The sequence below is a fragment of the Balneola sp. EhC07 genome, assembly GCF_001650905.1.
GTDB lineage: Bacteria > Bacteroidota > Rhodothermia > Balneolales > Balneolaceae > Balneola.
Window position 1 is genome coordinate 253,918 of the sequence record NZ_LXYG01000002.1, and the last position, 21,554, is coordinate 275,471.

The 21,554-nt window shown below is 36.7% G+C and carries 23 protein-coding genes; 13 read left to right on the forward strand and 10 right to left on the reverse strand.

The window, feature by feature from the left end; genetic code table 11:
* The first annotated feature begins 69 nt into the window (after nt 1-69).
* The 5 genes from A8B79_RS02070 to A8B79_RS02090 are packed head-to-tail and all read left to right on the forward strand — an operon-like array spanning nt 70 to nt 5,397.
* A complete protein-coding gene (locus A8B79_RS02070) occupies nt 70-1,539 on the forward strand; it encodes an isochorismate synthase (RefSeq protein WP_066217372.1) in 1,470 nt (489 codons plus the stop codon).
* The gene (gene menD, locus A8B79_RS02075) at nt 1,526-3,247 is read left to right on the forward strand and encodes a 2-succinyl-5-enolpyruvyl-6-hydroxy-3-cyclohexene-1-carboxylic-acid synthase (RefSeq protein WP_066217373.1); all 1,722 of its coding nucleotides are present in this window, start codon (nt 1,526-1,528) and stop codon (nt 3,245-3,247) included. Before A8B79_RS02070 ends, menD begins: the two co-directional genes overlap by 14 nt.
* Nucleotides 3,237-4,058 carry a 2-succinyl-6-hydroxy-2,4-cyclohexadiene-1-carboxylate synthase gene (gene menH / locus A8B79_RS02080; RefSeq protein ID WP_066217374.1) on the forward strand — a complete coding sequence of 274 codons (822 nt, stop codon included), beginning with the start codon at nt 3,237-3,239 and terminating at the stop codon, nt 4,056-4,058. Before menD ends, menH begins: the two co-directional genes overlap by 11 nt.
* Nucleotides 4,055-4,891 (forward strand): 1,4-dihydroxy-2-naphthoyl-CoA synthase, encoded by an 837-nt coding sequence (locus tag A8B79_RS02085; protein WP_066217376.1) that lies wholly within the window; start codon nt 4,055-4,057, stop codon nt 4,889-4,891. The genes menH and A8B79_RS02085 overlap by 4 nt, the downstream gene beginning before the upstream one ends.
* Complete coding sequence (locus tag A8B79_RS02090; RefSeq protein WP_066217378.1) at nt 4,888-5,397, forward strand: hypothetical protein; 510 nt, start codon at nt 4,888-4,890, stop codon at nt 5,395-5,397. Before A8B79_RS02085 ends, A8B79_RS02090 begins: the two co-directional genes overlap by 4 nt.
* Before the next feature lies 1 nt (nt 5,398).
* Here A8B79_RS02090 and A8B79_RS02095 read toward each other — a convergent pair whose 3' ends face one another.
* Complete coding sequence (locus tag A8B79_RS02095) at nt 5,399-6,256, reverse strand: hypothetical protein (RefSeq protein ID WP_066217380.1); 858 nt, start codon at nt 6,254-6,256, stop codon at nt 5,399-5,401.
* A gap of 46 nt (nt 6,257-6,302) precedes the next feature.
* Here A8B79_RS02095 and A8B79_RS02100 point away from each other — a divergent pair, with 46 nt between their 5' ends.
* The gene (locus tag A8B79_RS02100; protein ID WP_066217561.1) at nt 6,303-6,581 is read left to right on the forward strand and encodes a GNAT family N-acetyltransferase; all 279 of its coding nucleotides are present in this window, start codon (nt 6,303-6,305) and stop codon (nt 6,579-6,581) included.
* A gap of 40 nt (nt 6,582-6,621) precedes the next feature.
* Here the strand turns inward: A8B79_RS02100 and A8B79_RS02105 are convergent, their stop codons facing one another.
* On the reverse strand, nt 6,622-7,218 hold the full coding sequence (locus A8B79_RS02105) for a hypothetical protein (protein WP_153038327.1): 597 nt from the start codon (nt 7,216-7,218) through the stop codon (nt 6,622-6,624).
* 179 nt (nt 7,219-7,397) lie between these two features.
* Here A8B79_RS02105 and A8B79_RS02110 point away from each other — a divergent pair, with 179 nt between their 5' ends.
* The 4 genes from A8B79_RS02110 (at nt 7,398) to A8B79_RS02125 (ending at nt 10,232) form a co-directional block, all read left to right on the forward strand.
* Entirely contained in the window at nt 7,398-7,772 is a 375-nt protein-coding gene (locus A8B79_RS02110) for a hypothetical protein (protein ID WP_066217384.1), read from the forward strand.
* Nucleotides 7,773-7,873: 101 nt separating this feature from the next.
* Entirely contained in the window at nt 7,874-8,398 is a 525-nt protein-coding gene (locus A8B79_RS02115) for an RNA polymerase sigma factor (RefSeq protein ID WP_066217386.1), read from the forward strand.
* The gene (locus A8B79_RS02120; protein ID WP_066217390.1) at nt 8,395-8,889 is read left to right on the forward strand and encodes a hypothetical protein; all 495 of its coding nucleotides are present in this window, start codon (nt 8,395-8,397) and stop codon (nt 8,887-8,889) included. Before A8B79_RS02115 ends, A8B79_RS02120 begins: the two co-directional genes overlap by 4 nt.
* A complete protein-coding gene (locus tag A8B79_RS02125; protein ID WP_066217392.1) occupies nt 8,886-10,232 on the forward strand; it encodes a DUF4097 family beta strand repeat-containing protein in 1,347 nt (448 codons plus the stop codon). Before A8B79_RS02120 ends, A8B79_RS02125 begins: the two co-directional genes overlap by 4 nt.
* A gap of 10 nt (nt 10,233-10,242) precedes the next feature.
* On the opposite strand, the gene A8B79_RS02130 is transcribed toward A8B79_RS02125, so the two are convergent.
* The 7 genes from A8B79_RS02130 to A8B79_RS02160 form a co-directional block, all read right to left on the reverse strand.
* Complete coding sequence (locus A8B79_RS02130) at nt 10,243-11,457, reverse strand: ABC transporter permease (protein ID WP_066217394.1); 1,215 nt, start codon at nt 11,455-11,457, stop codon at nt 10,243-10,245.
* Between the two features lie 116 nt (nt 11,458-11,573).
* Nucleotides 11,574-11,825: a hypothetical protein gene (locus tag A8B79_RS02135; RefSeq protein WP_066217396.1), complete on the reverse strand. Its 252-nt coding sequence runs from the start codon at nt 11,823-11,825 to the stop codon at nt 11,574-11,576.
* Between the two features lie 78 nt (nt 11,826-11,903).
* Complete coding sequence (locus A8B79_RS02140) at nt 11,904-12,356, reverse strand: DUF2141 domain-containing protein (protein ID WP_066217398.1); 453 nt, start codon at nt 12,354-12,356, stop codon at nt 11,904-11,906.
* 72 nt (nt 12,357-12,428) lie between these two features.
* Nucleotides 12,429-13,505, reverse strand: a complete 1,077-nt coding sequence (locus A8B79_RS02145; RefSeq protein WP_235603524.1) for a tetratricopeptide repeat protein — start codon at nt 13,503-13,505, stop codon at nt 12,429-12,431.
* 15 nt (nt 13,506-13,520) lie between these two features.
* On the reverse strand, nt 13,521-13,859 hold the full coding sequence (locus tag A8B79_RS02150) for a tRNA-binding protein (protein WP_066217405.1): 339 nt from the start codon (nt 13,857-13,859) through the stop codon (nt 13,521-13,523).
* Nucleotides 13,860-13,898: 39 nt separating this feature from the next.
* Nucleotides 13,899-15,608 (reverse strand): peptidoglycan DD-metalloendopeptidase family protein, encoded by a 1,710-nt coding sequence (locus A8B79_RS02155; protein WP_066217407.1) that lies wholly within the window; start codon nt 15,606-15,608, stop codon nt 13,899-13,901.
* Nucleotides 15,609-15,707: 99 nt separating this feature from the next.
* A complete protein-coding gene (locus A8B79_RS02160; RefSeq protein WP_066217409.1) occupies nt 15,708-16,718 on the reverse strand; it encodes a glutamine synthetase beta-grasp domain-containing protein in 1,011 nt (336 codons plus the stop codon).
* 274 nt (nt 16,719-16,992) lie between these two features.
* Between A8B79_RS02160 and A8B79_RS02165 the strand changes: the two genes are divergently transcribed.
* The 3 genes from A8B79_RS02165 to A8B79_RS02175 are packed head-to-tail and all read left to right on the forward strand — an operon-like array spanning nt 16,993 to nt 20,444.
* Nucleotides 16,993-17,877 carry a 1,4-dihydroxy-2-naphthoate polyprenyltransferase gene (locus A8B79_RS02165; protein ID WP_066217411.1) on the forward strand — a complete coding sequence of 295 codons (885 nt, stop codon included), beginning with the start codon at nt 16,993-16,995 and terminating at the stop codon, nt 17,875-17,877.
* On the forward strand, nt 17,877-18,950 hold the full coding sequence (gene menC, locus A8B79_RS02170; protein WP_066217413.1) for an o-succinylbenzoate synthase: 1,074 nt from the start codon (nt 17,877-17,879) through the stop codon (nt 18,948-18,950). The genes A8B79_RS02165 and menC overlap by 1 nt, the downstream gene beginning before the upstream one ends.
* Nucleotides 18,951-18,974: 24 nt before the next feature.
* The gene (locus A8B79_RS02175; RefSeq protein ID WP_066217415.1) at nt 18,975-20,444 is read left to right on the forward strand and encodes an AMP-binding protein; all 1,470 of its coding nucleotides are present in this window, start codon (nt 18,975-18,977) and stop codon (nt 20,442-20,444) included.
* 7 nt (nt 20,445-20,451) lie between these two features.
* Here the strand turns inward: A8B79_RS02175 and A8B79_RS02180 are convergent, their stop codons facing one another.
* Nucleotides 20,452-21,519 carry a sensor histidine kinase gene (locus A8B79_RS02180; protein WP_066217417.1) on the reverse strand — a complete coding sequence of 356 codons (1,068 nt, stop codon included), beginning with the start codon at nt 21,517-21,519 and terminating at the stop codon, nt 20,452-20,454.
* Between the last annotated feature and the right edge of the window lie 35 nt (nt 21,520-21,554).

Genomic DNA, 21,554 nt, shown 5'->3' on the forward strand with positions numbered 1-21,554 from the left:
TGCTTTGTATTTCGTCTATCAATTCTTATTTTCAATTTAAATTGAAAGTTAATTGTTGATAAGGCTTTTATGCCTCAAAACCGACTCCAAAATCATTCTTTAGCATCTTTATTTGAATATCAAATAAGCAGGAAAGAACTTTCAATACAGTTAAGGAAAGCTATAGAGCTTCAGAAAAAAGGAATTAAAAAATATTTTTCTGTTTCCTTCCCTATTCAAAAAGTAGATGTATTAGCAGTTCTAGAACAAAACCCGGATAAATCGAACTTTGAATATTATTGGGAAAAACCTTCTGAGGATTTCTCCATCTCTGCTGCAGGTGAAGTTTCGCGTGTAAAAACTACCGGTAAATCCAGATTCAGAGAAGCATCTCAGAATGGAAAAAAATTAATTAATGAGATCTTCCACTACTCGAAGTTATCTCATTCTAAAACAGTTCCACATTTATTCGGAGGGTTTTCTTTCCACGACCATAACATTAGTAAGGACTGGGCAGAGTTTGGAGCATCTTCTTTTACACTTCCTGAATGGTCAATAATTGTAGAAGGATCTCTTTGCTTACTAACTACAACCTTTCATATTCACTTTTCGGATACCGAAAAAAGTTTAACCGACTCGATCTATCAAAGACTAGAATATCTGAATAAGCTATGTTCTTCTGAGGCGTATGAAGTCGGACCTGATTTCGACGGCAAACATTCTGTTATGCTTCCGAATACAGATTCAGCGGATTTTCAAAATTGGAAATACTCAATTACAAAAGCTACCGACCAGATCGATGAAAACCGTTACAGTAAAATTGTACTTGCCCGGAAATTAAAAATAGATACTCCTGATCAGGTTTGTGATACTCATATTCTAAATCGACTGAGACACCAATATCCGGACTGTTATTCCTTTTTGATCCGACAAAGTGAAGATTCAAGCTTTATTGGCTGTACTCCGGAAAGACTCGCTTCTTTCAACAAAGATTTTATTCTCACAGAAGGTTTGGCAGGTAGTACACCAAGAGGAAAAACAGCTTCGGAAGATGTTAAGCTTGAAAATGAGTTGCTTAAAAGCAGGAAGGATAGAAATGAGCATGAATTTGTGATCAATGCTATTTACCAGAGCTTGAAAACCTATTCTGACTCACTACATATCCCAGAGTTACCTTCCATAAAGAAGCTAACCAATGTTCAACATTTATATACCCCGATACGCGCCCATATTAAGGATGGGGTTTCCAAAACTGAGGTATTAAAGAATTTACATCCAACTCCCGCTGTAGGCGGATATCCAAGGGAGCAGGCTATTCCATATATATCTCAATTTGAAGATTTTGATCGTGGATGGTATGCTGCACCGATTGGCTGGATTAACGCTAACGGAGATGGTGAATTTGTGGTGGCAATAAGAAGTGGACTTATTAAAAAAGAAGAAGTGAATTTCTATGCAGGATGTGGTATTGTGAAGGATTCTGACCCATTAAAGGAATGGGAAGAAACGAATCTTAAATTTATCCCAATGCTTTCAGCACTTGAATATGCAAGAAAATGAGCCTCAAAATTTAGCTTTTTATTGGAGCACTCTTTTTGTCCGATCCCTGTTTTCGGAAGGTGTCAGAGATGTTGTTATTTCTCCCGGATCAAGATCTACTCCCCTTACTTTGGCGTTTTCTGCACATCCCGGAATTAACAAGACAATAGCAATTGATGAAAGATCAGCTTCATTTTTAGCATTAGGACAAGCTAAGGCTACCGGTATTCCCAGTGTTTTGGTTTGTACATCAGGAACAGCATTAGCCAATTATAGTCCCGCAGTTCATGAGGCTACCAACTCCGGTACACCAATGATCATAGCCAGCGCTGACCGACCTCCTCACTTAAGAGGCTTAGGTTCTTCACAAACAATTGATCAAGTTAAGATCTTTGGTACTCAACCGGTTTTCTTTCATGAGATCGGTGAACCAAGACCTGCGTCAGATAATCAAAAAAGAGTTGAAGTTGCAGCAAGACAAGCTGTTCAGTCTGCAATTGAATTTACCGGTGTCTCACATATCAATTTCTCTTTTGATAAGCCCTTTGAACCTGAAGATGATTTTTTAAAACTTATTGAAAAAGAGAATCTCAATCATTCCAAGCGAGCTCAAACAGATTACTCTCAAGATTTAGACGAAACAACTTTAGGAGAAAAGTTCTGGTCTCAATTAATTTCTGCTGAAAAACCTTTAATAATTGTCGGGCCCAAATCCTGCAGAACTGAGCTTGGATTTATCACCCCTCTTGCTCGTGCTTTATCCGCTCCTGTAATTGCAGAACCGGGTTCTAACATTACTAACTCAAAACATATTATTTCAGGATACTCCGGTTTTCTTAAAGATCCGGATTTCAGAGATCAACTCAAGCCTGATCTTATAATTCGGGCGGGTTCATTTCCAATTTCAAAAGGTGTGCAAGAATTACTTTCAGAATGTAATGATATTCATCAAATCAGCTTTGCAAGCATAAAAGTGCCAAATGATGGAGATACTCCACCTGACCGAACCATCCATTTAAAAAGTCCTCTTTCCATTCCTGATATTAATGGAAATGTGTCCCCTAAATGGCTTAAAGAATGGAAAAAAGTCTCAAAGAAATATTCTTCATTTTTGGTAGACAATATACTTCCTTCAACTCCACTTACAGATGGATTCATTTTTAAGGAAGCAGGTGATCTGATACCTAAAAAGAGTTTTGTTATGCTTTCGAACTCATTTCCTGTTCGGGATCTGGCTCTGTTTACTGACTTTTCAGGACAAGAGATTTATGTAAACCGTGGAGCTGCAGGAATTGACGGAATTATTTCTACAACGGCAGGATTAAGCAGCGTTTTGAAAAAAACGGGCGTTTTATTTATCGGCGACATCGCTTTTCTACACGATATTAACGCTCTGTTACTTGCAAAAAACATTAAGGATCCACTGATCATTGTTGTGCTGAATAACGGAGGAGGTACTATTTTTCGAATGTTGCCGGTGTATAAATTCAAAAAGAAACATAATCAGCTTTTTGAGACTCCTCAGGATGTTCGGATCGTTTCTTTATGCCGGGGATTTAATGTGGGGCATACTCTTGTATCAAAACCCGAACAGTTTGCCAACGCTTTTGAAAGCTATGTTGATAAACCGGGAGTTCATGTAATTGAATGTATAACTGATGCTGATGATTCCATGATCGAACGCCACAAGCTTTGGAATTTCTCTTTATCTTCTCAGAATGAAGATTAAGATCAGAGGAATTCAATATCACTACGAAATTCATCAAAACAAAGAACAGTTACCTTATTTAGTTCTTTTGCACGGTTTTATGGGTAGCCACATATCATTCCGGGAATTGATTCCTTCTCTTTCTGAATTTTGCAATCCAATTACTATTGATCTGTTAGGACATGGAGAAACAGAAGGCTCTGAAATGCACTATCGGTTTGCATCAAAAGAACAATCAGCTGATCTGATCAAACTAATTTCCGAACAATTTCAATATCCTCTCTTCCTTTACGGATACAGCATGGGCGGAAGACTGGCATTGCAAGTAGCTTTACAGCGCACCGATCTGATACAAGGTTTGATACTTGAAAGCACTACTTTTGGAATCGAGAATGAACAAGAGCGCCAGGCCAGACAAGCTTTAGATGGACAGCGTGCAGATTCAATAATTGGAAATTTCAATCAATTCCTGAAAGAATGGAAAAAGCTCCCGATTTTTGAATCGGAGTTTTTAACTGAGCAAATGAGAAACGATATAAATGAGATCCAAAAAAGGCAAGATCCTGTATCAATGAGCAATTCCTTGCTGGGTTTCGGTACAGGGATTATGCCTTGCGTTAAAGAGCATCTCAATATCTTATCAATGCCTGTGAAGCTGATTGCCGGAGCAAGGGATCAAAAATTCGTTAACGTTATGAGTACAATGCAAACTCGGATCAAACCGGCTTCTTTAAAGATTTTTGAAAAAGCGAATCATAGAGTACATTTAGAACAGCCGGAAGCTCTTGTTCAGACAATTAAGAAATTTATACAAACCAATACACTCAAATGAACTGGAACACAGTAAAAGAATACGAAGATATTACTTATAGAAAGCTTAATGGCGTTGCCAGAATTGCTTTCAACAGACCTGATGTTAGAAATGCTTTTCGTCCTAAAACTCTTTTTGAGATGTATGAAGCATTTTCTGATGCAAAAGAGGACAATGACATTGGCGTGGTTTTATTAAGTGCTGAAGGCCCCTCTTCTAAAGACGGTAAGTATTCATTTTGTTCCGGTGGAGATCAAAGAGTGCGTTCAAAAACCGGATATCAGGCCGGTGATGGAATAAATCGTTTAAACGTTCTGGAGCTACAAAGATTAATTCGGTTTATGCCAAAAGTTGTGATCGCTGTTGTTCCGGGTTGGGCAGTTGGTGGCGGACATAGTTTACACGTTACCTGCGATATGACCTTAGCAAGTAAGGAACACGCTATTTTCAAACAAACAGATGCAGATGTAGCCAGCTTTGATGGTGGATTCGGCTCTGCCCTTCTAGCCAGACAGGTTGGACAAAAACGAGGCCGTGAGATCTTCTTTCTGGGTAGAAATTACAATGCTCAGGAAGCTTTTGAAATGGGAATGGTAAACGCCGTAGTTCCCCATGATGAACTGGAAGCAACTGCTTATGAATGGGCACAGGAAATTTTAGGTAAAAGCCCTACTGCTATTAAAATGATCAAATACGCTTTCAATCTTATTGATGACGGCTTAGTTGGCCAGCAGATCTTTGCAGGAGAAGCTACCAGATTAGCTTATATGACCGACGAAGCTGAAGAAGGAAAGAATGCCTTCCTTGAAAAACGTAAGCCGAACTGGGATAAATTTGACAGGAATCCATCATGAACCAGACTAAGCAAGACACAACTATAGATGGTTATTTTAAAGCCGGAAAGATTCTGTTTGGAGCTTTTATCCTTGGTGTCGTCAATTTTGGCATTGTTATCACTGTACTCTTTTTTATGGATGTTCTTCCACTCGTTGAGTTCGCCCCGGAACTTATGATTTACTTTATTGCCGGGAGTATCATTTTCTTCCTTCTTATGACTTACCTTGGTTCATTGATTTTCAATAAGAAAATTTCCAAAGTTAAAAGCAGTCAGGACTTTGCTAAAAAACTTTCCGTCTACAGAGAAGGTAAATTAATACAGGCGGTCACTTTAGAAGCTGCCGCATTACTAGCTATGGTTTTCGTAATGCTAAATACTCATATTATTTTTGTGGTGATAGCAGCACTTAGTCTTTTACAAATGATCAGGGTTTTTCCTAAAAAAGCAGAAATGATCGAGGTTTTAGACCTCTCCTATTCTGAACAACAAAATTTAAACAATCCGGAATACGATCTGAGATAGTTTATAGCTTTAACCTGTAAATTTCTCCACTCTCTTCTACGATCATGACCGTTTCAGAATCTATAAAAGTAACACTCTCTACCTGATCAGCTTCAAATTCATAATGTGAAATTTCTCCATCAAACATATCCTCAGTTTCATCATCATTGAAGATCCATAAAGACTTATAAGTGAGTACTGCAAGCTTACCAAAAGCATACTCAGCCGCTGTAACCTCATCGTCAAAGTCTATTTTTTGTACCAATTGAAATTCATTATTAGCCTCAGAATCCAGCTTTGAAAGCTTAAATAAATTTGTCTCACGTCCTCTGAACCTTTTCGTAAGTGCAAATAATTCTCCTTCTTTCCAGAAAACGGCTTCCACATCCATAGAGTAGTTCATAAACTTATACAAGAATCCTTTCGGTTTTTGATAAGAAATTTCGAACACTTCGTAATCCTTGGTTGATTGATCGGTTGTTGATGGTGCTTTTACCTTGATAATGGATTGATCAGACCTGCAACTACAGTTGTTACCTACATCTGCAATTAAAACATCTCCATTTTCATCAATTGTGATATCTTCCCAATCTCTGTTCTTGATGCCTTTGATCTCCAGTCCTTTTGAATCCTTATCCGGAAGCACTTCCCCTTCATTGTTTATGGCATAAATACGGTTTTTGGTTCCCGAATCTCCATGAACCCAGTAAACATCCTTAAATCTTGAATCTTTTACTATTCCTGATACTTCATCTCGCGCCGGTTCATCAATACGTTTAAACTTTTCGAGATCTACTTTTTTCGTTGATTGGGAATAAGAATCTGAGTTAAAGCCAAAACTCAACGTTAAAAATAAAAATAAGACAGTTCTGAAATTCATTTAGTAGATTCGTTTACCCGTTAATATGATTTTTTTAGGATTGAAGATGAAAATACAACACGAAGAAACTGAAACAAAAGGCTCATTTTATATTTTAGCAGAGGATGAAAAAATTGCAGAACTAACCTATTCTAAAGCAGGTAACGATAAAATTATACTGGACCATACTGAAGTTTCTGATAAGCACCGTGGTGAAAGTCTGGGGAAAAAACTTGTCTATCATTCTGTAGATTTTGCACGAAAACATAATCTTAAAATTCTTCCTCTTTGTCCTTATGCAAGAGCTGTATTTTCAAAAAATAAAGACATTAGGGATGTAACATAAAAAAAGGAGCTGTTGTTTATAACAACTCCTTTCAAGCTACTTATCTACCTCTTCTGTTACGATTTCGATATTCCTTAAAAGAATAATTTATATCGTCTTTTAATATATCTGCGAAATCTTCCATTAGTTTTTGATGTCTTCTTGCTTGCGCGAAGAAGTTTCTTCCATCATTCAAATACATATTTTCCAGTTTCACAACAATTCTGCTTTGTTTATTCAATTGTCTTTGCAGAGCCGCTAGTGTTTTATAACTAACATGAACTGTATTCCCATTTCTCTTACTGTACTCATTACTACGAGTTCCTTTTTTTCTTAATCCTTGGTTGTTAGAATAGTCCAGTTCGTACTTTACATACCTTATTCTATTTTTGGTATCGTTAACTTCATTCCTCATTCTGCGAAGGATGTCTTTTTTAATTCTTTTCGATTTTCGAACTCTATCACGAAGAGCCGCTTCATAAAAATCATCAAGGTCCTTCTGAAATGCGTGAAATTCTCTGATATCCTTATTTGCATATCTTCCCGCGTTTGTATCAGAATAATAGGATACCTGGAAAGAAATACCTTTTTGTGCTGTTACGTTTTCTAATCCAAAAACAAATACTATAAGTGCGATGATTGATATTAACCGTTTCATGATTACTCCCTTTTTAGTGAAAGCTTTATTGCCTGAATCAATTAACGGTGAAATAACAACTTCAGTAACCACATATTCGTGTTAGCATACTTATGCTATGCCGGAGCTCTGAACTGAAAGCAAGCTTTCCCTGACAAATTCGTCTAACAGTTTGAAACCCAAAACAAATCGAATTTTAAATGACCATGAAAACTTTATCCATCACTCTTTTAATGGTACTTATATCAGGTACCGTTTTTTCCCAAAACAGACAAGGACAAAACAGAGCAACTCCACCACCAATTGAAGAACGTGTAGAAACTATTTTAGAAAAAGTAAATTCAGAGCTTTCTTTAACCAAGGAACAGTTGGAATCATCTAAAGAAATATTTACTGATTTCTATACATCCATGGACAAACTCAGAACATCAGGAAACAGACCTGACAGAAGTAAGATGGATTCAATCTCAAAACAAAGAGACGAAGCATTTTCAGAATTACTTACTGAAGATCAGAAAAAGAAATACGACAAATTAAAAGATGAACTCTTCTCCAGAAGAAGACCAAATCAATAAATTTTCAAAGGGGCAAGCGCCCCTTTTTTTATGGAATAACTTTATTTCAGTTTTTTGTAACATTTTAGAGTATCTCTGCATCTAAGCAAAAAACACTTGTATTGATCAATTCAGAAAACGAAACAAAACTTATTGAAAATGCCCTGATTGGAAAACAATCAGCATTTAAAGCTTTGTATGAACTACACGTGGACGAGCTGTACTGCTTTTTATCCCAATTTGCAGACAATACCTCCCAAAAAGAAGAATGGACACAACGAGCGTTTATCAAGGCCTTTAACAAACTTGATCAATTCAGTCAAAGATCCAGCTTTAAAACCTGGCTGTTTACAATTGGGTTAAATGAAATGAGGACAGATATGAGGAAGAAAATCCACTTTGAAAATATCGATGATAAACAGATTGATCTCGTAGACTCCGAACCTGTTGAAGAAACCAGCATTTGGTACAAAGCGAAAGCTGCAATCAGACAGCTGGCTCCTGATAAAAGAGTTATTTGCCTTCTTCATATCGCTGAGGATTACAGTCATGCTGAAATTGCAGAGATGATCGGCATTTCTGAAGGAACATCACGGGTTATTTTACACAGAGCTAAACAGGAACTCAGAACATTGGTTTCATCATGAAAAAAGAAAATTTCTACTCAGAAAACGACATGCCTTCCAGCAATCAAAAAGGATTGATCTGGAATAAAGTAAAAGCAAGTATTCCGATAAAAAATAAACCCAATATCCTGTTTCATTGGAAGAGTTTTGCATTAGGAAACGTAGCCGCTGTGCTTTTGATCTTTTCCTCAATCGGGATTATCTCTACCTACAATAATTTATTTGACCGGTCTTCTACTGAAGAACAGGTTTATGAGACTTTAAATACCGCTACCAAACAATTACAGGATCTTACTCCTTTACTGATTCAACAAGCCAGTGAACAGAATAAAAACTCCATCCAATCAACTGCTGAAGCTATTGATGAAATTGATAAACTCATCAACGAGATTAAATCAGATATGCTGATAAATGGATCATCTCCTGCAAAGGAAACCAGCTTGAAAAGGCTTTATGCCACAAAACTGGATTTCTACAAAGAAATTTTACTAAACCAAGAGGAACAATCATGAAATACCTGTCTCTACTACTATTCATTCTACTCCCTACATCACTTTTAGCCCAAAGTGGTGATAAAGATGGAACCTTTAATGCCCCAAATATTGATCAATTGACAATTCGGATCGATGCAGGAATGACCATAAATATAACCGGTTCAGATACTGAGCAAATCACATATACCTATGAATTTGATGGTAACGAACAAGCGTACAACCATCTGTTTGAAAACTTTGACCCGAAGTTCAGCAATAACGGGGGTAGTGGTCATTTGAATATTGAGTTTCCTGCTCATAAAAAGAAGAATGTCAATTACCGAATTAAAAAGAATATTCTAACGCTTAATATTCCTTCTCAAATCGAACTTGAACTGGTTAGCAGGTACTCTAAAATTGATGTATCAAATATTACACGAACCACTAGAATTGAAAACAGAAGTGGCTCTGTAAAACTAAATAATATAGGCCAATCAGTTACTGTATCTAATGAGTATGGAAATATTGATGTGAATTCGATCAATGGTGATGTGGATATCGCAAGCAGATCATCAAGAGTAGATGCTAAAAATATAACCGGAAACCTGAAAGTGAGAAGTAACTACTCAAAAATGAATCTTTCTAAGATCACAGGTATTCTGAATATTGAAAATAAAAGTGGGACTGTGAATGCATTTGACCTGGATTCAGATTTCAGGGCGAATGGTGATTATACAAATTATGAGCTCACTAATGTACGTGGTGATATTCAAATTAGTAATAAAAACGGAACCATTAGTATCGACAATGCAGAAAGCGTATTGATCTCGGGAGACTATTCCAATGTAAAAGCTTCGAATCTAAAAGGCGATAAAGTAATGATTGAAAGTAGATCTGCTAAACTGGAATTGAGTAATGTTCTTGGCAGCGTTATAGTTAATGGAGGGTATTTAAATATTGAACTTGAAAACATTTCGAATGATGTTTCTATCACAAATCGCTCAGGGAAAATTACAGCCAAGGATATTGATGGCTCTTTTATCATAAACGGAGATTACAATAAGATCAAGCTAGATGATTTCAAAGGCTCCGAAATACAAATGGAAAACCGTTCAGGAGATATCGAAATAAATGCTTTAAACGATTTGAACCTGATAAATATAGAATCGTCTTACACTCCTATTAAGCTAAATCTTTCTTCTCCCTTTTCCGGTAATGTAAGTTTTCATGTGACATACGGAAGACTATCACATCCTTACAAACTTAATGACGCTACTCTTGTTGACGAAAGAAATTCAACCAAAATAGAGGGAACTGTTGGAAATGGAAATGGCCGAATGTATATAGAATCCCGAAATGGAAATGTGACAATAAATCAATAAAAGATCTTATCTATTCATGGCGAATAGCATCAACAGGTGTTAGTTGAGCTGCTCGCCATGCAGGATAGGTTCCGAAAACAATTCCAACAAATAATGCTATTACTAAAATAGATAGCACTGTTCCAGTACCTATTGCTGCCCTGAACTCACCGATCTCTGTGAACGAATTGACTATAGGCACAAAAATAAATATCCCCACAATACCAACTATCCAACCCATAATACATCCTACAAACGAAATGGTAACTGATTCAGCCATAAACTGAAGTACGATGTCTTTCTTTTTAGCTCCTGTGGCTTTTCGAATTCCGATTTCTTTTGTTCTTTCCGTAACTGATATCAACAAAACGTTCATTACCCCTATTCCCCCTACTAATACAGATATACCGGTAATGGCTCCCATTATTAGTTTAAAAAGCAAAATCCCCTGACTAAACTGTTCAACTCTGGCTCTGTTTGTGGAAATTATAAAAGCATTACTGGTTTCTTTGAAATTTCCGTCTAACCATTCTGTTATTTCATTCTCAATTTCAGGAATCTGCTCAGCTTTTCTGGCTTTTAGTATAATGTTTGGGTATTGCTCAGATAACTTTGTGTAAACTGAAGTTGGGATAAAAACTTTCTGAGTACTTTGAGAACTCCCTTTCAAAATTCCGGCGATACGGAATTCAACACCTTCAATTTCAACCATTTTATCTACTAATTCCTGACTTGATGGTGATAGCTTTTCTGCTATTTCAGAAGATAGAACAACTACTTTTGCGGAATTGATCACATCTTCTTCTGAAATGTATCTTCCAAAAGCCAAACTATCTGACAAAAATAGTAGTCCTAGTTCCATTGTTCCTTGCAAGTATATTCCTGAAACAGAATCCTTATAAGTAATTTCAGTAGCTCGGGTTCCTGTATATTCTAACAGTGCTTTATCTTGAACCAAAGACCTTAGCTCTTTTACTTTTTCTATAGTGAATACCGGTCTGTCTTTTATTTGAATACGAATGTCATCCACCACTTTTACACGCTTAGAGTTTACCGTTATAAAATTAAGTGACGTTGTATTCGCTATTTGCTCTCTACCCGTTTGTTCCAACCCGTCTCCTAATGCAAGTATTCCAACCATTGCAGCTACCCCGATGATGATCCCTAAAGTGGATAAGAAAGTGTGAAGTGGGTTCGCTCTAATATTATGAAGGGCTATAGAAATTGATTTAAAAAACTGACTCATATCCTCTTTTATTTTTGAACCACAACTACGGATGAGCTTCAGGCAAGTTACAGATATAAAAAAAGCTCTGTTTCATCAAACAGAGCTTTCAATACTTAATGTTTAGAGTTAGCGCCTTATAACCCTTCATATCCTCCGGCAGCCATCATGGTACCGAAAATTAAACCAAATAGAATGAAGTAAAGCACAGTAGACACTGCTACCATTATTAATGCTGCTCTTGAAAAGTTCTTTTTATTTGGATTTGCACTGTCACTAAATCCCCATACAAACAGCATAACAAATCCTACCAAAGGGATAAAAGTAATTAGAAGAGTTATCACCCAGTCTTTCATTGACATCACGGGTGCAGTTTCGTGATTTTCCATATCATACCTCGAATTTTTTGATTAGCTAGTTAGAAGATTATCAATAATCTAAACCAAAAATCAAAATACTTTTTACGTCTATTTAATTTTTATGGAAGTGGAATAAAAATTGTCTTCAACTATGAATTTGGAATCTTGCCACGATGCCGGACCAAATCTCCCTCTTGCATTGTTAGAAAAGCCATAATCCTCTTTTGGGATACCCAGAAGATTTGTGTCTATTTTTCCGTTCTCATTTTTATCATGATATACAGCTATAGCATACTCACCGAATGGGAGCATTTCCTGAGTCCATATTATTGTGGTACTGTCAACGGGCAAAACAATAGCATGTATGGGATCTTTGGTATATTTTTCTTTAGAGTCGAACATTGCAATTCGAATTTCCCCTTTCAATTCATTTATCCCTTCAATATAGAGTCTGAACTCTGAAACATCTTTTTCAGGGTAGGAAATTTCCTGAGCATTCAAACTCGTTCCTGAAATTATAGCTGCTAAAAATAATGTCGCTACTATCTGTAATCGTCTCATGATGATTTATTTTTTTTGAAACTAAGCAGATTATTACTACCAAAAAAATGGATTATTGTTTCCTAATCCTCATTATTCAGGTGTCCATTCATAAAACTCTTCACATTTCACACAATCATTAATGATCCAGTTCTTCACTCCTTCATAACCCGAGTTTTCAAATAACAAATAGACAAGGGTTTCTAGATATCCCGCTTCTTTAACTTGAATCAAATACGGTGCATAGTGTTCACGAACAAAGCCTTTCTCCTCATAATCATCCTGAGATTCTTCGATAAGTCCTAACATATAATCATAACTACCTGCGATAAACTCAATTTCTGAAAGTTTTTTATTATCCTCACTATACTTTGATGCTACACTATGTATAGAAAGTACCATCTCAAGACCTTTCATTTGCTCTGAATCGCCGGAACCACCCAACAGTGAGTTTATAGTGATATTAATTTCATTAGATGCTGTATCTCTCTCAGCTGAATCAAAAAGTCCGTTTATCGCTTGAAAAACCTCGTCACTTCTGGCAGTATTTTGTTCATAAAAAAGGAAGTAGGTATATGCAAGTATTGCAGGAATTGAATTTCCTTGATTTCTGTACATATTTCCTAACAGAAGATGACTGCTTGAATGTTCAAAGTTAGATAAAATAGCATTTTGTAAACTGAGCATTCCTTGGTTTTCATCACCAACGTTTATGGATGTAATAGCTAAACTGTAATGCAATAAATGAAATTCAGGATTGACTTCTATCCCCTTCTTAAAAGCTTTAATAGCTTCATATGGTTTTCCCATTTGATCGAGTGTGATACCATGCATATGATAAAATAAATACAAACTCTCACTATCAATACGCTCACCTTGCTTAAGATACATGAGTGCTTCCTCTAAATTGTTTGATTCCATAGAAGAGTATGAAATCTCATATAGTGCAGAAGCTGAATAGGGTTTTTGCTTAAGAATCCGCTTATAATATTCTTTGGCTTGTTTGTAGTCTCCCTCATCATGACTAATGATCCCTAATTTTAACCAGCCTTCCTCCTGGGAGTTTAATGGCTGATCTTCAATTAACTCGCCGGGCTGTTCAATAGCGTATTTTGAACTTCCACAAGAGATCAAAATCGGAATAAGAATTAAATATAAGAGTTTCTTCATCATAGATATTTAGGATTAATATAACTTTGATCCGTTTTCAACAGCTTGATCAGGGCTGATCAGAATAACTTTTCCGTCGCTATCGGGTAAGCCAGTCACCAAACACTCCGACATAAAAGGTCCTATCTGTTTAGGAGGAAAATTGACTACGGCTATAATCTGCTTCCCCATTAAGTCTTCTTTTTGATAGTGATCAGTAATTTGAGCTGAAGATTCTTTGATCCCTATCTCCTTCCCAAAATCTACAGTCAGTTTATAAGCCGGTTTTCTGGCTTCTGGAAAATCTTTGATTTCTGTAATTGTACCAACTCTTAATTCGACTTTTTCAAAGTCAGACCATGATATTTCTTTCATATTTTTAGAAAGTTCCGGTTTTAAACAAAGACTAAATTATTATTTAATTAACGTCATAGATTTCACTTCTAAAAAATCTGAAGTTTGTAATCTGTAATAGTAGATACCACTAGATAATCCCGAGGCATCAAAAGTTACTGAGTGGGTTCCAGCTCTTTTCTGGCTATTTTCCAGGCTTGCAACCTCTTCTCCCAATAAATTATAAACCTTCAATTGTACATATGTTGAACGGGGTAACTTGTAAGAGATCTGTGTAGACGGATTAAACGGATTTGGATAATTTTGAGACAGTCCGGGTTCAGCAGGCAGTTCTGTGTTTTCATCATTTATGCTTGTTGATAATCCGGTATTAAATGTTCGGGTCTCTGACCAAGAACCTGTGCCGTGTTCATTCCTTGCTCTTACTTTCCAGAAGTAAACAGTATTCTCATCGAGGTTTTGAAAATCAAAGTCCCTGCTGTTCAACAAGGTTTCTTCAACAACAGGTTGGTTGAAGTTGTCTTCTTTCGAAATAACGATCTCATATTCATCAGCATCTGCTAAAGGCACCCATCGTAACAATTGTGAAGTTTCTAAAGCCTCAGCCCCATTTTGAGGGCTTTCAAGATACACTGAAATTGGCCTTGTATCCGGATCACTGACGGAAAAGTTGTGTCTGTATATTTCATTTTGGAAAACGGCTTCAAAAGTCCAGAGCCCGATCTCAGCCTGTGTGGGTAACGGGTAATTCCAATACCAATAAGAAGCTGAATAATGAGGAATTTCGCTTAATGAATGATTCCAATTCCTGAAAGTAGAACCGGACGGAGTTGTTATTTTGTAGGTTGTATTCTGGCCTTGAAGCTGATCTCTGTAATATGCTGCGGCCACCAGGTTATCCCCCATCAAAAAGCCATCTTTGTAATTCGGTGTTTCGGGACTTGGACATTGATTAAATACCGGTCCTGCGGATTGAGTATGCAATGCATTTAACTCTGAATCATAATAATCGCGCTGAGATTGCCATAAGCTACTTTCAATTTGATTACATGTGCCCTTAAATGGATCTACAACATTTCCACTTGCATCATGAACTTCGAAATGAAGGTGAGGTCCTGTAGAATTTCCGGAACTCCCAACTATACCCAGATACTCTCCCTCTTCAACTTCTTCACCAATTGATTTAGTAGTAGCAGAACCGTTTTTAAGATGACCATACCAAGCAACGCTTCCATCAGAATGCCTTACATAAACCGCGTTCCAACTATTATTATTGAAAGAACAGCTTCTATCAAAATTTCCATCAGCTACATCTAAGATAACACCCGGAGCTGCTGCAAGTACCGCCACTTCACTATTGTCCATCTTATTCCAACCAAACGGCCATGTAAAGAAATCAATTCCTGCATGATTATAACCCGAATTAGTATCATAGGTTCTTCTTCCACAATTATAATCTGTCAGTACACTTGGGAATTTAGAGTTATGATCCACAAAATTAGAAATTCCATGATATCCAAAATCGAACAAATGGCTTTCTGCCCTTAGCGGCCATGAAAATCTAACATCTATTGCTTTAGCTTTGGAAATAGCACCTATTCTCTCCAAGCTATCCAACTTGATCTCTAAGTTTTGCATTATTTTTGAACGCTGTTCTGTACTTAGGTGATCAGATGGTAAATCGATAGAGCCACCTCCGTCCGGTTTTACGAATTGAGCCGACGCTGAATGTAACGTCATCAGAAACAGGAAAAGCAAAGAGTATTTCATAGCTTAAATGCTAAAATTAAAAAGTAGTTAACAATAAAAAACTCTGCCAACTTTCGCTAACAGAGTTTTAAGGAAAACTTCAATAAGTGAGTGAATAACTTATGAAGCTGATTTAACAGTTTTTATAATCCTTGCTGCAGCAGTGTAAGGATCTGCATTTGAGGCCGGTCTGCGATCTTCTAACCATCCTTTCCACCCATTCTCAACTGTGGCAATAGGAATTCGTATAGAAGCACCTCTGTCAGATACACCATAACTAAATTCATCATGAGCAGCTGTTTCATGTTTCCCTGTAAGTCTCTCTTCATTATAAGCTCCATATACAGCCATATGCTCTTTAACCACGGGAGCAAAAGCGTCACAGATCTTATCGTAAATATCTTTTGATCCAGCTTCTCTCAGTACTGAGTTAGAAAAATTAGCATGCATTCCGGATCCGTTCCAATCCGTATTACCAAGTGGTTTTGGATGCCAGTTTATAGTTAAACCATATTGCTCGGCTGTTCTTTCCAACAAATAACGAGCAACCCAGATCTGATCCCCAGCTTCATCAGCACCTTTTGCAAAAATCTGAAACTCCCATTGTCCTGCGGCTACTTCTGCATTAATACCCTCTACATTCAAACCTGCTTCAAGACAAATATCCAAATGTTCTTCAACTAAATCTCTACCAAAAGCCTTGTCCGCTCCAACGCCACAATAGTATGGTCCTTGAGGAGCAGGATATCCACCTACAGGAAATCCATAAGGCATATTTGTTTCCGGGTCCCATAAAAAATATTCCTGCTCAAAACCGAACCAAAAATCATTGTCGTGATCATCAATGGTTGCTCTTCCGTTGGTTTCGTGCGGAGTTCCGTCTGCATTCAAAACTTCTGTCATAACCAGATAAGCATTTACACGAGCTGGGTCACTGTAAATTGCCACAGGTTTTAACAAACAATCAGAGGAATTACCAACCGCTTGTTGAGTTGAACTTCCATCGAAAGACCAAATTGGTGCGTCTTCAAGTTTGCCGGAAAAATCGTGAAGAACTTTTGTTTTGCTACGAAGTCCTTGTGTAGGAGCCGTTCCATCTAACCAAATATATTCGAGTTTTGATGCAGACATTTTGTAATGATTTTTTAAAATTTAAATTGACGGCTTAAGATAAGTTCTTTATCAAAAAAGACTCAATTATTTTGGTATCTTTTTATTAACAATTAATTAAAAAAGGTTTACGATTTCGTTAACCAAATTTAATTACGTTTATATAAAACAAAAGCGCTTCCAGACTTAAGAATTTAACAGCACAGGATTTTCACTTCACTTTTTTAGGCTTCAACTAAAGTGGTATCTTATATTCAAAATGTTTCCACATAAATTTTCATGTAATTTTTAATTTTTGAACACATCTAATTTAAAAATCTGGGTAGAAGCTGCGCGTCCGAAAACCCTTGCCGCTGCTTTTGTCCCCGTTCTTGTCGGTGCTACTATTGCTTATCAGCATGAACTTATTAACTGGATGGCAACTACTGTTGCTCTTATCTGTGCTTTTTTAATTCAGATCGGAACCAATTTTGCTAATGATTATTTCGACTTTGTAAAAGGAGCAGATACAGAAGAAAGAATAGGGTTTGAACGAGCTACTGCAAAAGGACTTATCTCTCCCAAAACCATGTTGAACGCTACTATCATTTGTATGACTTTGGCGTTTTTATTTGGTCTTTATTTGGTGTGGATTGGCGGGGCAGTTGTCTTGATCATTGGCCTGTCTTCATTGTTATTTGGTGTGCTTTATACCGGAGGCCCTTTCCCGCTGGGTTATAATGGGCTTGGTGATTTGTTTGTTTTTATCTTCTTCGGAATAGTTGCAGTAATGACAACCTATTATGTTAATGCTTTATCATGGTCTGTGGATACTTTTTGGGCTTCTTTGGCAGTGGGAGCTTTGTGCACTAATATTTTAGTGGTTAACAATCTGAGGGATGTTGAACAAGATAAAATTGCAGGCAAAAAAACATTGGGAGTACTTTTCGGTGAAACAATGCTTAAAGTAGAATACACTCTTATGCTTTTACTTGCATTTGCCATACCTCCCCACTTCTATTTTCAGCTTGATTACGAAGTCTGGATCTTTCTTCCATTTCTGATCCTACCTATTGCGTTGTTACATACCAAAACTATCTGGACGGAAACCGAAAAACGAAACCTGAATCAACAGCTTGAGAAGACTGCCAAATTTATGACCTTATTCGGATTACTTTTTTCTATCGGGATTATCTTATAATGCTCAAATACTATACTTATAAAATTCCTTTTCAAACTCCTTTTTCTATATCAGGGGCAGTTTATGAATTCAGAGAAGGTATAATTGTAGAGTTTGATCACGACGGAATTCAGGCATTTGGCGAATTAGCCCCCCTACCCGGCTTTTCTGACTTTAGCTTAGATCAGGTTATATCGGTACTTCAACTCAATAAAGAGGCCTTAGAAAATGCTCTAATTAAAGGTGAATTCCCTCAGTTCTTTTATGTACTATCTCAAATACACAATATCCCATCGCTAAAATTTGGATTGGATACTTTATATCATGATTATTTATCAAAACGAAAAGGTGTTTCACTAGCTGAATATTTATTTCCGGAATTGGCAACATCAAAAGTCACTTCAAATGGAGTATTGAGTATAAAAGATGTAAGATCATCACTGAACACTGCAACAAAGATGATCCAAAATGGTTTTAAAACTCTGAAGGTTAAAGTTGGCAGAGACTTCGAAAATGAATTCCAACTTCTGAAAGCCTTAAGATCTGAACACCCTTCAATTCAGATCAGAATAGATTGCAATCGAGCATGGAGTTTTGATGAAGCCGTTTCAAACCTATCACAACTTGAGCCTTTAAATATTGAATACTGCGAAGAGCCATTAATCACTAAAGAAATTGATAAACTGAGCCTTCTTAAAAAAGAAACATCAATTAAATTAGCTGCCGATGAATCTATTCGGAACAAAAAAGATGCCGGGGTACTATCAGTGCAAAATGGGTTTGATGTTTTCGTTTTAAAACCAATGATGATCGGTAGTTTTTCGGAAATTTACGTAACAAAGCAACAGGCAAACTCTCATTATATTGATATGGTGTTTACCACATCGTTAGAAAGTAAAATAGGAAGGATAATTACGGCAATTTTAGCACTGGGTTGGGGCGCAAAAAAATATGCGCATGGATTAGCAACGGGTTCTCTTTTATCACACGATCTGAATGACGAAACTGAGATAAATTCGGGTTCTTATGTTATTCCCCAAAAACCGGGCATTGGAATTGATTTGAATTATAAATACTTGAAAGAGATTATATAAATAGTGTTTAAATCTAGATTACATATGTTTGAATTCGGAAAATCAGAACCTCAAAAGGTTTTTCTTACTTCCGAACATGGAATGTATACATATAGCGATCTGGAAAGATTTACCGGGTTTTTCCTTGATATCATCAAACAAAAGTCCGATTCCATTAAATGGCCTATCGCTTTTTTATCTGAATCTTCTGACTTATTGATATTTTCTATTGCTGCAGCATGGAACCTGGGGATTCCTATCATTCCATTAAGTCCTAAGCTTTCTCAAAAAGAACTTGAGAATATAGTTCAGGAATTAAGTCCTTCTCTGATCTTTTGTGACACAGCAAACCGAAACAGACTTTCGGGCGAAGACGTTATTCATATGGATGAGAACTTCTTTCTGAATGCATTCACTTTCGATATCAGAGATCTGGATCTGCCTACGCCATCCAAGATCAAAGACAGTTCCATATTCGGATATTTCCTGACTTCAGGCACTACCGGCAAATCTAAGATCGTACCGTTGAAAAGACGTCAGATGATCTCAGCAGCAAAAGCATCTGCAAAAAACTTTCAGCCTGAACCTAATCATTTTTGGCTGTTATGCCTTCCATTGAATCACGTAGGTGGAATTTCCATAATATTCAGGTCGTTACTCTATGGCTCTGCCATTTACAGAATGGGGCGTTTCAATGAAGAGATGGTAACTGAATTTCTTTCGGAAAATCCCAGATTTCAGGCCGCATCACTTGTACCAACAATGCTGTCCAGACTTTTAAAGAATCCATTATTTAAAACCCACAGAGATTTCAAAGCTATTTTACTGGGAGGAGGACCAACTACTCATCAACTGCTGAAAAGATCTGTTGAAAGAGGTATCCCGATCGTGTCCAGTTATGGGATGACCGAAACATGTGCTCAAATTGTAGCTAATGCAATGACTACTCCTTCCGGGATGTATACTCCCCTAAAAAGTGTAGGCAAACCGTTTCCCCCAAATCAATTACAAGTCAGAGATATTAACGGAAAAGTATTGGGAAAAAATCAGTCGGGCATGATATGGTTGAAAGGGCCTCAAGTGTTTGACGGTTATTATAAAACAGACGAAAATGAAAATGTATTTGATAAAAATAATTGGTTTAAAACCGGAGATTACGGTCATCTAAATGGATTTGATCAGCTTTTTATAGAATCAAGAAGGGAAGATCTGATCATTACCGGCGGAGAAAATGTAAATCCTGTTGAGGTTGAAGAAGCAATTCAACGTTTGCCGCTGATAAAAGAAGCGGTTGTAATAGGAATTCCTGACGAAGAATGGGGACAAAAAGTCACCGCGGTAATTACTTTATTAAATGGTCAAACTCCGGATATTGATGAAATGAAGAAAATGCTTTCTTCAGAACTCACTGATTTCAAGATTCCTAAAGAATTAGTGGTGGTAGATAAATTACCAAAAACCGTGATGGGTAAAGTTAAAAGATGGGAACTTGCCCAACAGATCATAAAAAAGTGAACTTCAATTAAGGTTTAGGAAGCGATAACGTAAATGTTGTACCCTTCCCTTCCTCACTTTCAAAATTGATCTCACCTTTATGTAAATCAGTAAATACCTTTACGATCCAAAGCCCTAAACCGGAACCAATTTCATTTTTTGTTCCTTGTGATGAATCAGAAAATGCATTGAAAATAGTTTCCTTATGAGCTTCAGCTATCCCGACTCCATTATCTTTTACCGTAAATATATGTTTACCTTCGCTCTCCTTAATGTTTAGTTCGATCTTTCCATCCTGTTTAGTAAACTTTATGGAGTTTTGAATTAAGTTGTTTAAAACAGAGATCATTTTCTCTACATCAATATTGAGTTTTGATCCAACCGGAAGTTCAGAATTGGTAATGAATTCTATCCCCTTCATTTCAAAATAGATCTTATGATTTTTTTCCAGCTTATCAAAGATCATATCTGGAGCAATTTTTTTCTTATTCAGATGAATTTCACCGTCATCAAATCTGGCCAGAGTAAGCATATTATCCAAAAACCTTGCATGGCTATCGGTACTGATCTCAATCAATTCTATATACTTGAAAATATCTTTCAGGTCAGGATCATCTCCCTGCAGTTCATCCTTGATCAACTCATTTGCAATTTTTATGGATCCAATGGGTGTCTTAGAATCATGAGAAACCATTGCTATTAAACGGTTTTTCAACTTCAACAGATCATCAAGTTCCTCTATACACTTTTGAGTATTAGCCATCAAAACCCCAGCTTCATCTTCAAAATGCTTTGGTAAAGACGGGATCTTTTTATCAGAATTATATTTGATAACCGCTTTATTGGTCATTAAAATGGGCGCAAGTAAACGGAAAATAAAATACAGCGTTACCGAAGCTCCAACCACTGTAGCAACTAATACTACAAGTAAAATAGATACTCTTTCCTCAACCGGAAAATAAATAGTAAGGTAAATGAACAGACCTATTAACGGGATATGTGTACCGATGAAAGCTATCAGAAATATTTTCCCGGTATAACCTTTTGGCCATTTTAATTTACTTATTAGACTATAGAATGATAATTTACTATCCATGAAAACCTTACTTGATGAATTTACTAATCTTATCG